The organism is Bradyrhizobium jicamae, assembly GCF_001440395.1.
Taxonomy (GTDB): Bacteria; Pseudomonadota; Alphaproteobacteria; order Rhizobiales; family Xanthobacteraceae; genus Bradyrhizobium; species Bradyrhizobium jicamae.
Window position 1 is genome coordinate 1 of the sequence record NZ_LLXZ01000215.1, and the last position, 11,617, is coordinate 11,617.

14 protein-coding genes and 1 pseudogene are annotated in these 11,617 nt (G+C 58.3%); 7 read left to right on the forward strand and 8 right to left on the reverse strand.

Annotated elements, in window-relative coordinates:
• Positions 1-265: 265 nt before the first annotated feature.
• Genes CQ12_RS37130 through CQ12_RS37145 form a run of 4 tightly spaced genes read left to right on the forward strand, consistent with a single transcriptional unit; the run spans position 266 to position 3,226 of the window.
• The gene (locus CQ12_RS37130; protein ID WP_198164375.1) at positions 266-1,384 is read left to right on the forward strand and encodes a PilN domain-containing protein; all 1,119 of its coding nucleotides are present in this window, start codon (positions 266-268) and stop codon (positions 1,382-1,384) included.
• Positions 1,381-1,989: a type II secretion system protein GspM gene (gene gspM / locus CQ12_RS37135; protein WP_057840185.1), complete on the forward strand. Its 609-nt coding sequence runs from the start codon at positions 1,381-1,383 to the stop codon at positions 1,987-1,989. The genes CQ12_RS37130 and gspM overlap by 4 nt, the downstream gene beginning before the upstream one ends.
• Positions 1,986-2,597 (forward strand): hypothetical protein, encoded by a 612-nt coding sequence (locus CQ12_RS37140; RefSeq protein WP_157088721.1) that lies wholly within the window; start codon positions 1,986-1,988, stop codon positions 2,595-2,597. Before gspM ends, CQ12_RS37140 begins: the two co-directional genes overlap by 4 nt.
• Positions 2,594-3,226, forward strand: a complete 633-nt coding sequence (locus tag CQ12_RS37145) for a prepilin peptidase (protein ID WP_083519640.1) — start codon at positions 2,594-2,596, stop codon at positions 3,224-3,226. The genes CQ12_RS37140 and CQ12_RS37145 overlap by 4 nt, the downstream gene beginning before the upstream one ends.
• A gap of 231 nt (positions 3,227-3,457) precedes the next feature.
• Here CQ12_RS37145 and CQ12_RS44650 read toward each other — a convergent pair whose 3' ends face one another.
• Complete coding sequence (locus CQ12_RS44650) at positions 3,458-3,862, reverse strand: hypothetical protein (protein ID WP_157088722.1); 405 nt, start codon at positions 3,860-3,862, stop codon at positions 3,458-3,460.
• Positions 3,863-4,168: 306 nt separating this feature from the next.
• Between CQ12_RS44650 and CQ12_RS37150 the strand changes: the two genes are divergently transcribed.
• On the forward strand, positions 4,169-4,459 hold the full coding sequence (locus CQ12_RS37150; RefSeq protein WP_057840187.1) for a hypothetical protein: 291 nt from the start codon (positions 4,169-4,171) through the stop codon (positions 4,457-4,459).
• Between the two features lie 143 nt (positions 4,460-4,602).
• Here the strand turns inward: CQ12_RS37150 and CQ12_RS37155 are convergent, their stop codons facing one another.
• The 4 genes from CQ12_RS37155 to CQ12_RS37170 all read right to left on the reverse strand — a co-directional run bounded on the left by CQ12_RS37155 (position 4,603) and on the right by CQ12_RS37170 (position 8,179).
• Positions 4,603-5,229, reverse strand: coding sequence for a hypothetical protein (locus tag CQ12_RS37155; RefSeq protein ID WP_057840188.1), 627 nt, complete (start codon positions 5,227-5,229; stop codon positions 4,603-4,605).
• A gap of 718 nt (positions 5,230-5,947) precedes the next feature.
• Positions 5,948-6,247, reverse strand: a complete 300-nt coding sequence (locus tag CQ12_RS37160; protein ID WP_198164376.1) for an H-NS histone family protein — start codon at positions 6,245-6,247, stop codon at positions 5,948-5,950.
• Positions 6,248-6,343: 96 nt separating this feature from the next.
• Complete coding sequence (locus CQ12_RS37165) at positions 6,344-7,009, reverse strand: PEPxxWA-CTERM sorting domain-containing protein (RefSeq protein WP_057840190.1); 666 nt, start codon at positions 7,007-7,009, stop codon at positions 6,344-6,346.
• Between the two features lie 726 nt (positions 7,010-7,735).
• Complete coding sequence (locus CQ12_RS37170; RefSeq protein WP_057840191.1) at positions 7,736-8,179, reverse strand: VanZ family protein; 444 nt, start codon at positions 8,177-8,179, stop codon at positions 7,736-7,738.
• Positions 8,180-8,390: 211 nt separating this feature from the next.
• Between CQ12_RS37170 and CQ12_RS47515 the strand changes: the two are divergent.
• Positions 8,391-8,648: pseudogene (locus tag CQ12_RS47515) on the forward strand (PilZ domain-containing protein); the annotation flags it as partial.
• A 61-nt stretch (positions 8,649-8,709) separates the two neighbouring features.
• On the forward strand, positions 8,710-9,015 hold the full coding sequence (locus CQ12_RS37175; RefSeq protein ID WP_157088723.1) for a hypothetical protein: 306 nt from the start codon (positions 8,710-8,712) through the stop codon (positions 9,013-9,015).
• A gap of 154 nt (positions 9,016-9,169) precedes the next feature.
• Here the strand turns inward: CQ12_RS37175 and CQ12_RS37180 are convergent, their stop codons facing one another.
• The 3 genes from CQ12_RS37180 to CQ12_RS37190 form a co-directional block, all read right to left on the reverse strand.
• Positions 9,170-9,394: a hypothetical protein gene (locus CQ12_RS37180; RefSeq protein ID WP_057840193.1), complete on the reverse strand. Its 225-nt coding sequence runs from the start codon at positions 9,392-9,394 to the stop codon at positions 9,170-9,172.
• 151 nt (positions 9,395-9,545) lie between these two features.
• Positions 9,546-11,078 carry a hypothetical protein gene (locus CQ12_RS37185; protein ID WP_057840194.1) on the reverse strand — a complete coding sequence of 511 codons (1,533 nt, stop codon included), beginning with the start codon at positions 11,076-11,078 and terminating at the stop codon, positions 9,546-9,548.
• 48 nt (positions 11,079-11,126) lie between these two features.
• On the reverse strand, positions 11,127-11,609 hold the full coding sequence (locus tag CQ12_RS37190) for a hypothetical protein (protein WP_057840195.1): 483 nt from the start codon (positions 11,607-11,609) through the stop codon (positions 11,127-11,129).
• Positions 11,610-11,617 lie beyond the last annotated feature (8 nt).

Consider the following 11,617-nt stretch of genomic DNA (forward strand, 5'->3'; position numbering starts at 1 on the left):
AGATCATGCTCAAACAAAAAGATAAAGCGGGATGACGATTCGAAGAAACGTCATCCCGCTTTAGGTCAGTCGATCGCCTGTCAGGTCGGCTCTTGACGGCTACTTTGCATGGGGTTGTTTTCGATATTTCGTCTGGGCGATCAACGCAGCATCGGGCCTGACCTGCCCTCATCATGCTCCAGGGCCGCTCGTTACTCTTCGTAAAGAATTAGTAAATAGGCTTCGTCCATTCGAATCGAATGTCCTCGATCCGCAAGTGACGATCATGCCTGTCGCCGATCTGCCCGCAGCCCGAGCCGATGGCCTCCACGTTCTCACGGCGTGGGGCAGGGGCTTTGCGCAATGGTGGCTGTCGGGCTTGCGCGATGCGGTTCCTGCGCGCTGGCGCGCATGGGCTGAAGGCGAGGCAAGACCCGTCGTGACGCTTCGGCGAGATGGCGACAGCGTCACGTGCCGCCTGGCCTCTGCCGGCGGCGCGGCGGAAATCCGAATTCCCTTTCCGCACTTCAACGCGGCTGCGCTGCACGGGTGGCTCATCGAACAGGGCGTGTCGCGGGAAGCTGTGACAGTCGCACCGGTGATTACGCGCGAGCTGTTCTTTCTGCGCGAGCTGAGCGTGCCCAAGGCGGCCTTCGGCGCTCTGCCCAGGATCCTCGAGCAGGACATCTTGCGGCGGACGCCGTTTCAGCTTCCCGACATCTGGCATGCGGCAACTGCCGTCGGCGCGGAGTCGGATGGCGTCGTGCCGATGTGCCACTGGATCATCCGGCGCGATCGCGCCGAGGCCGCCTTGTCGGAGCTCGGTCTGGCCTCGCGCGATATCGACTGTCTGGCGGTGACGGATGCCGGCGGCGAGGCCGTGTCCGTGATCACGTTCCGCGCTGTGAGCGACGAAGATCCGGCGTGGGCGCAGCGCGCGGTCCGGCTGCTGGCGGTTGCAGCCCTCGGGGCCGTCCTGCTCGGCCTGGTCGTCTTCGAATGGCGTCAGGCCAGCGTCGCCGCTGCGCTGGAGACGGCGCTCATCGAGGCCCGTCAATCTGTTCAAAGCGGCCGCGACGGGATGGATCCCGCGGCGCGCCTGTTCGCAATGAAGGCCGAGACCGGCGTTCTCGCCGTGTGGGACGAGCTGTCGCGCATTCTGCCCGATCATACCTTTCTGACCGAGACCCGCATCGCCGACGGCACGGTGACGCTTTCAGGGTTTTCGGCGGATGCCGCCGGCCTGGTTCGTACCATCGATCGGTCACCGCTGTTTTCCGGCGCGACGCTGACGTCCGCGATCACGACGGACGCGAACGAGCGCAAGGATCGCTTCAGCATCCTGTTCAAGCTGCGCGGCGCCCGCGCGGCGCGGCCGGCCGCAAGATCCCGGACTGCGCCATGATTGGAAGTCTGAAACTGGCGCGCGGGACGCCGTTCCTGGCCCTCAACGCCGCCGCCATCCTCTTTACGGCGATCTTCATCCTTGCGCCCATCATGGGCCACTTTGCCAGCAGGGGCGAAGAGATTTCGGACCATGCGGCGCAGCTTGCGCATTTCCAGAACGTGACGCGCACGGCCAAGAAGTCGGCCGGCAGCGTCGGGCGAACAGGCGATCCCTTCCTTCCCGGCAATGAAGAGCGCGTTGCCAGTGCCGATCTGCAGGCCAGCCTGAAGTCGATGGCCGCGAACGCCGGTGTCAATCTGCTCGCCATCCGGGGCCTGCAGGGGAGCCGGTCGCAGTCGCTGCACCTGATTGCCGTCAGCGTCGAGCTCGAAGGGCCGTTGACGGCCGTTCGCGACATGATCGTTGCGATCGAGAATCAGACGCCGCTGTTGTTTGTCACCTCCGCCGCGTTCCGCAGCCTGGCGGACGGGGAGGACGGTCCGATCAGGGCGGAGCTGAGGGTTCAGGGCGCTATCCGGGACGGTTCGCAACCTCCCGGTGACCGGGCGGTGGATGGTCAGCAAGCCGGTCGCCGATCCTCCGTGGTGGAGCGGACGCCATGACGTCCTTGGCTCAGATGGTTCAGCTCCGGCTGGCGGGCATGACCGGCTCGCCGCGGCAATTCGTGAGCTCGAGGCTCGCCGCCATGCTCGGGCGGGCCGAACTGCCCGGCCGAAGCGAATTGGTGGCGCTGCGGCCTGCGACGCGTGTCCTCATCGTCGGCCTTGCGGCCGTCATCGGGCTCGCCGCGGTGGCAACGTTCAGCGCGGTGATTTCGCTCGAGCTCTCGACGGTCACGGCCCCGACATGGCTTGGCAGAAGCGGCTCGGCCGCCAAGGCCGCCGGTACACGCGCCTCCGCAGGCTTTGAGAATATCCTGCAGCGTCCGCTGTTCTCGCGGAACCGGCAGGTTTTTGTTGCGGCGGAGCCGGCCTCCGCGCCGCCACCGATGGCAGCCACATTGGATTCCGGAATTACCCTGAAAGGGGTGTTCATGAGCGACGGGGTGGCCAAGGCGTTCCTGATGACATCGCAAAACCCGGTAGGCGTGTGGGTTCAGGTCAACGAGCAAATCGACGGCTGGCGCATTGCCGCGGTGACGCCGGAGCAGGTCGTGTTGGAGGGGCAGGGCGAAAAGCTGACCGTTCCCTTGCATGCGAGCGGTAGATGATACGCGCGCTGCGCAAGACCTGCGACCGTACCGGCCGCTTTCTCGGCGACACGCTGGCGTGGCAGCCGTCTGGTCGGCAATACGTTGTCGTGGCATGGGGCCTGATCGCCGGCGCAATCTGGCTCGCACTTGGTCTTGCAGGCGATCCCGGCTGGGCGTTGCCGGCCTTCGCAGGCTGCTACCTCGTCGTTCTCCTGGCCTCTGTGTGCGCGATGGACGCCCGCTACGGCATCATTCCGGACAGCATGGTGCTGGCGCTGGCCGCAGGCGGAGCGCTACAGGCCTATCTGTGGGGCCCGGCAGACCTCTGGTCGCGTGGGTTGGAGGCAGCGCTGGTCTTTGCCGCCGCGGCCCTGTTCCGCGCCGGTTATCGCTGGCTGCGGGGCCATGACGGGCTGGGATTCGGCGACGTGAAATTTGTCGCGGCGGGCACCCTTTGGATCGGCGTGGAAGGAATCCCCGGCTTGCTGTTGATCGCGGTGGCTTCCGCTTTGGCCAGCTTGCTGATTCTGAGAGCGCAAGGACATGAGCTGGATCGCAAGCAGGCGATTTCATTCGGGCCGCACCTTGCTATCGGCCTCTGGTGGATCTGGGTGGTGGGCTCCCTGCAAGGGATTGCAAATGTTTAAAATTGGCTTCGTTCTGCCAAAATAACCCTGGACTCTGTGGTATTATAGTACCTTTGATCAAGTTCAAAAGGTGGCTTTTGCAGCATTACGCCTGTCGCTTCAGTTTTTTGTCAACCAACTGAATATCTTACCAGGGAATCGTCGCCCCGCTTAGCCCTCGGAGAGGCCTATTATCGGGTTGGCCGTGGCTACTATGGGGCGCGCCGGAGGTATGGGGTCTTCGCCTACTTTTCACCGGGTTGCCTGGACGGTAATCATAAAGCTCAGGCTGGGCATCTTGTTATCGCCTGTTTCGAATTCGACTTGAACCGAGTCTTTGCCGACGAAATCTTTGCTCGGGGTGTAGAACATCGCAATGGCCGGCATTTTCCGCGCCGGACAAGCATCGGTTGCCGCAACGTCACCCATCACAATTTGTAAAACGACAACGCCGTGGGAGGGCTTCTCGCGAAGTTTTAGCAAGGGGATCGGCCCAGGATTGGTGCCGCAATTGTTGGGAGCATTTAAAAAATTCCCGAGGATTACGGGCTTGTTCTTCTCAGTTGTTACTTCCTTGGGTGCCTGGGCTTTAGCAACAGTTCCAAAAAGTGCGATCGTCGCTACCGCAAGCAGAACAGGTGTCGGTCGGTAAATCATTGCCGCTCTCGTGGTTCGGGAACTGCCGGGACTGCTTGCGCACATCCGGCTCATTGCCCCTGCTTATAGCTCGATCCCAAGCCGCGGTAAGCAAAGTTTGATCGTGAAGGAGCGTTCACCGGAACCTCAATTCCAAGGGGCAATTACGGAAACTGATCGAGGATGCCGAAAACCGATAGACCAATTAGGACGCTCTTGAAGGTTCGAGATTACGGTCATCATACTTAGGGGCCCATTCTGGGTCGCGACGAGAGTGGCCTCAGTGATCGATCTCGGGCCGTTTACTTCGGTGACGGATAAATCCAGATGGAGCTGCGCAAGTCACGGCGGGTCGTGTTCGAGCGAGGGTACGACGCGCACATGATGGCTATCGACGGGACTTGGCGCCGGGCTTGCAAGATCCAGGATATCTCGGATACCGGTGCAAAACTCGGCGTCGAAGGTTCGATTGACGGTCTGCCGTTGAAAGAATTTTTTCTGTTATTGTCGTCGACCGGATTGGCATTTCGACGCTGTGAACTTGCCTGGGTGAACGGTGACAATCTCGGCGTCTTCTTCAAAAGAGCGGGAGAGAGGAAGAGCCAACGATCTGCTTAGCTTGCGAAGCAACTGAAGTCGGGAAAGAACGTAAACGATCTTAGAATTGAGATGGCCGCGGAATAGTTTCGCGGCATTGCCGGCCGTCCAATAAACAAAAAGGCCGCCCCGAAGCGGCCTTTAGCGTCTGATGTCCGGAAAACTTAGGCCATGCGCAATGCAGGTCCATTCTGCTTCCGACGGTAGGCCACGAAGCCGACGCCGAAGAAGCCCAGGATCATCATAGCCCAGGTGGAGGCTTCGGGGACGGCGGTGAGCATAACTGCGTCCAACGAGCCGCCATACGAGTCGCTGGTGCCAACTGCCCTAAACTCAAGAGAGTCCGAACCGTCACCTGTGACGTTTACGGTGTATACCGTCCACGCACTATTAGCATTCGTGGTGCCCGTATAAGTGTTCAGGAGCGTACCACCCCAGTAGACTGCGATGCCGTTTGACCCGTCAGCAACCCCGGTACGCGGCGAGTAAGCAAAACTGAGAGCATAAGTTTGCCCGATTCCCGTCACGATATTCTGGGTGGCGATGCTGTTGGCGGTTGTGTCTAGCTCGATAAAGTTGACGCCGTCATAGGCGGTGCCAGCGACGTTGTTTCGCAGTTCGATGCCGTTGGGTCCGCCCGTCCAACCGATCAAATTCGGATAGATAGCCCAAGTGCCGGCAGCCTGCAGGTTATCCTCAAAGCTTCCATTGACGATGGCTGCACCCGCGGACGTCGCGCTCAACGCGAATGCTATACCAAGAAAAGCGCCGACAAAATTAAGTTTATTCATCGTCCACCTCAAATAATCAATCTTATTTAATAAGAAGTATCTACCGTGACCGAACGGGTCAAGTCATTTATCGCGCTTCTCCACGATCATAGGTCACTTGCTTGATCCGGAAATCATCACGCACTCTTCCGGCCCCAACCGTTCGGCCAGCTACCACGGCTGTTTTGCCTCGTCCTGACCAAGTTTTTCGCGGGGGCTTTTGGCCTCGAAGCTTCGGCTTAACCTTGGCTAGGGGTACGCCGCGGGATGTCGCTGGCAGCTCCGCGCAACCTGTGACCAAGGTTATCCAGCCGACGCTGGAGCTTGCGGGTCTCTTGCTGCAGTTTTTTATCAAGCAACTGAATGACCTGCTCATGAAGATGCCAAAGGTCATCGAGCGGAATCTTTGCTGGTCCGCAAACTTTCATGTCCCGCCATAAGGAAGCACTAGAGCCGCCGATTCGAGCATATTTCACACCAAACCAAGAAAGCGACCGCGCACAGGCTGGAAATCCGGGTGTTTGAGCCCGTTTAATTGCGACGGCAACGAGACCAGCATCCTCATGGAGCGCTTTCCGGTCGAATTTCTAGCAGCAAGTTGGAGCGAGTAGTGATGTCCGCACTCGATTGCGTCAAGGTCCACGGAAAGCGCCTCAAGCGCCAACTGCAACGCTTAAGGTCGGTTCGAAGATCCTCCAAATTTTGACCCGCAGGAACGCCGCCCGGAGACCGACTTCGCTCAAGCCGGCTCGGGGATTCGCAGATCCTCCATGCTCTTGCCTTCCATCCGCAGCCTCTTGATCCACAGCGGCGTTCGGCCACGTCCAGACCAAGTCTGATAGCGATTAGCAGGATTTCGATATTTCGGAGGGATTCTGGAGTAATGCCGCCGTTCAATGGAGTCGCCGCGCAGTTGCTTCAGCCGGTCCTCAATCTTATTTCTTTCAGCTGTCATCTTTTCGGCAAGCAGATTGCCGACTTGCTCATGGATCGCCCATAACTCATCAATCGGAAACGTTTCGAAGTTGAGTTGTTTCATCATCTGCCCCCGCGGAGATGCGAAATTCATTAGCGCGACCGACAAAAAAGGCCGCCTTTGTTAGGCGGCCCTTATGCGCTTTTGCCTTAAGAACACCTACACAATGCGAAACGCTGAACCTTGGTTCTTGCGCCGATAGGCCATGAAGCCGACGCCAGCGAAACCAAGGATTAGCATCGCCCACGTGCTTGGCTCGGGCACGGCTGCCACAGTGTCAACTCTGACCTGTTGGAAAGCGTCCATGTTGCCGCTAGTGACAAGTGAACCCTGCGAGATGATACTGCCGTTCGTAACCGTTGCCAGAAAGAAGTTGCTTCCGTTGCCTAAGGTAAAATCATAGACGTTATTACCCAGGGTAAGATCCCCGAAGGCTCCGTTATTGAAGCTAAAGCTTACAGTAATGGGGGGATTCGAATTGTTCGGAACGATGATATTAAATAGGACTGCAGTAAATCCCGTCTCTGTGCCCGCTGGAATAAACGAAAGATCATTGAAAGTGGTGTTGAAAGCCGTGATCGTGGCTTGGCCGTTTGCGTTTGTATTGAAGGCATCATTGCTAGTGAAAGTAATCAAATCGGCCTGAGATTGATTTCCAATGGCCGTAACCGTTGTCAGATTGGTTTGATCACTCTGGAAAAGGGCATTTTGATCGAAACTGCCGTTTCCATTGACCGCTTGAATAACGACCGCTGCGCTGGCGGATGACGTTATAATGCTCGCAATCAAGACACCCAAAAATAGGCATTTTGGAGAATACGCCATTCAAACCTCCTACAAACCAACTAAATTATTAATGCTTTACTAACATGAAATCGAAATGGAGTCGACTCTGTTCGGGAAAAATAGGCAATCTCGTCAAGTTTTGGGTGGTGATGCCGTTATTTCAAGGTCTTCTGACCGATCGCCGGCACATCAAGCGGCAATCGCCGATACGCTCTGATTTAAAGTTCTACTTTACGTCCTTAAAGGCGCTTCGATTTGATTAGTTAATTCGGTAAGGAGTCACCCAACTTCGAGCGCGACATCAAGCTGAATTTCTAAGCTCTAGGATCGCCCGATTTAACGGTTAGAGGAGGGCAGGGATGCTCCGAACAGCCGGATTCTGGTACATCGTTCTGTTCTTGTTCTGCCCCGGGCTCCTCTTTAGGCCGGGCGAACAGCCTCCTAGCGCCATCGCCCAGGATCACCATGTGGGAGGTTTTGGAAGATGCGGCGGCAGGCAAGTTTGGGTCGTTTGCGGAGCAACCGAGATCGGAAGCGGCGTGCTGACAATGCTTCAACTCGATTCAAGATTCAAAGTAGGCGCATAATTCGCGCGAAGCTATTGCGGTTGGTATTTTGATAGCGCGACAGCATGTCGGCTCGGCTGCAAGGGTACGGGGACTTGCATTCAAGCTGCGATGACGGGCTAAGAGAAGGAAAGTGTCGTGAGCAATTTCGGATCGCGCTATAGGTAGCTTTCGAACGAACTACAAAAAATGGTATCGTTCAAGGGCGATGACGTCGACCGGCGCGACATGCGCCGAACCAGTCGGCGCTGATTTTTCCTTTGGTTCTACGAATCTGGACTGTCCTACGGAGCAGAATTCCAGCCGCGCCGCCTGCCATTTTCTCCAACGCATCGATCAACGTGCCGTGCCGGTCCGGCGTTATGGTCTGCGCAATCTCCAGCAACGCCGCTGCGGCGAAAACGATGCAGCAAACAAGAATCGGGCGCCGCGGATAGGCGAAACCGAAGAGAGCACCGAGGATGGCAAAAGCGATCACGTGCTCGAAATGAGCATAGGTTTGCATCGCCGGCCGCATCAGGTACGGCGCGAGCTTGAAATAGATCCCATAGACAAAGCCGACATGCGTCAGCGTGGCATAGGCAATCACGATGACCGCGATCCATGCCGCTGCAATGGCAAGCTGAGCAATACGTCTGTTCATCGTCGCGTTTTGCACCGGTCCAATGTTTCTTTCGAGGTAATTGGATCTTTAACCTTACTTCGGCTGGGCGGGCCAGAAGGATCCGTCAGCCTTCGCCGGCCCGTTGGGCGGTAAATTTTCCGATAAGGGAAACCATCGACTGCGGGGCGATCGCTTAGGCGAAGTCCAATGGATTTTCGATAAAGATTGCCAAAAGACAAAATCAGCAAATATGGGTGGGGTCGGGGTGTTTGTGGATCGGCGAAAAAGCGAACGTCGCGCCTGTCATGGGGCGGCAAAGATTCAGTTGGGGGTCGGTTCGCTGCCGCGGGATTGCACGATCACGGACATATCAGATGGCGGCGTGCGGGTTATTGCTGAAAATCTCGATGTGCCCGAAGAGTTCACGCTGGTCCTTTCGACAGGCCGTCCTCGCCTGTGCCGGCTGGCATGGCGCATCGGATGCGAGTTCGGCGCTCAGTTCATCGATCATCTGGCCAAAGCTCCATCCGACCATTCCGCTCCACGAGGCGGTGCAAGGAAGCCGGAATATGCGTAAAGCAAGTTCAGCTTTGTTTTCGCTTTGCCTGGCGCTCACGATCGTCCCTGATATCGCGGCAGCCGGTAGCACGTATATCGTCGCGCCGGGATTCCGCGGGATTGGCTATCCGGGGGCCTACGGCTACGCTCGCCTCTACGGTCATCCATTTGACGATGGCTACGACTATCCGTTCGGCTATGGCGAATATGCCGAGTACGGTCCTTGGGCCTATCGCAGTGCGGCTGCCTGCTATGTGCTGCGCCGCGTCTGGACCGGCAGGGCCTGGCGGCAACGAGCGGTCAGAGTCTGCGACTGAGCGCAGGCTTCGAGGCGGCGCGACATCCGTCCTCAGACCAGTCTAGAAGTCAAACGCCCAGGCGAGGCTATGCAGAAGCAGCCACGACCAGCCGATCATGGCTGTGGCGATGGCAAACAGGTAGGCGCACCTGGTAACGGTCGGACGCATGAGGTTACTTCGCGGCGAGCCGATTGACGGTGGTCGGCGCCTGCAGCGCGGCCTGGGTCTGGCATATGGCCCGACGCAACCTCAGCACTTCAGCATAACGGTCGCTCAACGACTTCGTGGCCGGCAATGCCCGAACGGTTTTTGGTTTGCTCAAACGATGACGCTTCACGAAATGCTCCGCGGATGATGCAATCAATTCGGCCGAATCTGATAACTCGAAAACAACCATAGTTTCTCGCAGGCCATTCGCAACGCAACTCGCGCGTTAAGCTTGATAGCCATGCAAAAGGTTAAATCGGGAACTTTGCTCTGACGGGTCCGCAGAATGGATGCGTTTTAACCTGACATTGCCCGATAATCTGCGGCACTTTCGTAGCCCACTATCTGGGCGATGCCGTCGGCGCCCTGCCGACGTTCGTACGCCAGGGCCAGGTCGAAAGTATGCGCTCGGCGTCGGCTTCGAGGATTTTTTGTTTCGCGGTGACTTCCTCCTTCACCGCTCTCAGATCTTCGTCCTGATAGAAGAAATCTGAGCAGCGTGAATTGTAGTCACTTGCAAGCGCGTTGTAGGCGCGGATGTCTTCGGGGCCTCGAACCTGCTGCTTCACGACACGCAGCCGCTCCTCCTGAAAACGGCAGTAACGAACATATTCTCGCGCGAAGCGCTGGCCCTTGCCGACGGGAGGAAGCAATTCCGGCTCCGCCCTCGCTTCGGGCGGATTGGGCGCTGAGGCGACGGAGAGTGCCGCTTCTCCGTCGAAAGCCCAATACGCAACCAGAAGTCCAAGCATGACGAGCAGCGCTGCGGCCGCGACCGCGGCCGTTCTGACATGAGGGAAGCCGCTGCTTCGTACCGGCACCGCAAGCTCCGGGTTCTGCACGATGGCGGTCGAACCGGCCTGCAGCATCTCGCGCAGTATGTCTCCGACCTCGGCGAGGCGTGCGGCCGCATCCGGAATTGACCCGAAAACGATGAGTGCGTGTTCCAGAACCTGCTGTGCCGTACGGTAGTGCCGTTGGCTGCTGAGTTCGCCGAGCAGGCCGAAGACGCGATCGGGAGTGACTTTCGCATCGCCGTCGTTCAATTCCTGGTGTGCGTCGAGTAACAGCAGTGGCTCGCATAGCGACGCCCAGAGGTGCAGCGCGTCTGCTAATCTCTCAACCGACGACGCGTCTCCCGAGTGTTGTTCCAGCGCCTGGCAGGCGCTGTCGACCTGTTGATCGGCTTTGGCACGGACTTTCGCAATCGCGCGGCGATAGGCTTCCAATAGCAGCGAATGCGTTTGGATGAGTGGCGGTTCACGGGTTGCGAGTATCCAGCGCGTGGCTTCCAGCATCGGTTCTGCGGCTGCTTCGATCGGATCGTAGGCTGCGATGGCGGCCACGCAATGCGCATCCAAGAGATCGTCCAGCCCATCCCTCACGCTCGCCAGGGAGGGCGGAGGCCAACCGGCCCGGTTCCGGAGCGCCTGCAGGGTCCGATAGATTTCCATCACATCGATGGAATTGTGTGCGTCGATCAGCCCAAGGAGCAGTTCGCTGGAGGCGCCGCGCCGCACCGCATGACGCGCAATGAAGTTGGCCGCTGAGAGCGGAGCAAACTGGGTCGATGTTTGCAGGATGTCGTCGTCGGAAGCATCGGCGGGCCGCTCAGTGTAAAAGAGATCGACGCGATCGGGTGTGCTGTCGAGAGGATAGGAGAGCTCACTCGCAAGACGTCGAACCGGGTCCAGAACAATTGCCGAGGCCTCCGCCAGATCCTTCTCCGGAGCGATATGCATCTCGCGTGCCCGACCGAGGGCGGAGCGGATTTCCGATGCCGTTGCGCCAGGATCGATTCCGAGGAGGCGGAACGCCCGTGCTGATGGATCAAACCTGGAAGGCGAGGCGTTGTTGGCCGAATTAATTGCCATATCTGGGATACCCGACGTGCTCTCCGCTGACGCAACCTTGTGGAAGGGTTACGATGAGCCGCTGGTCGAGATGATTGATGTATCAGCCACGTCGAAGTCGTTTCTGAGCCGCACGCCTATCTCTTGTACTCGACAACGCCAGAGCTCGCGATTGATACGGGGACCTGCTTCCGGCCGAATCATTAGCATGGCGTTCCATGAGTTTGACCCATAGACCGTAACGACAAATCTGCGAGTAGGGCAACCATCGATGGCGCGCAGCGACTTCATGATGAGGCCTGCGATTTCATCCGCGTTACGAAGCTGTTTGCCGACTGCGTTGGTGAGCTGGGCGTCCGGATCAGCTTGCTTGCTGTGTGGAAGCGAGGGCGGCAGGCTCTGGCTGCCGATTTTGGCTGCGGCCGACGACGCGTCGGGAGCGTCTTGCGGCGGCTGTTCGGAATGAGCTTCGTGCGCAATGCCCTTCGGTATGGCCACGACTTTTTGGGCAAACTCTACCAGGCTCCGATCAATCTCATCGTCGGTGGACATAACGAAAT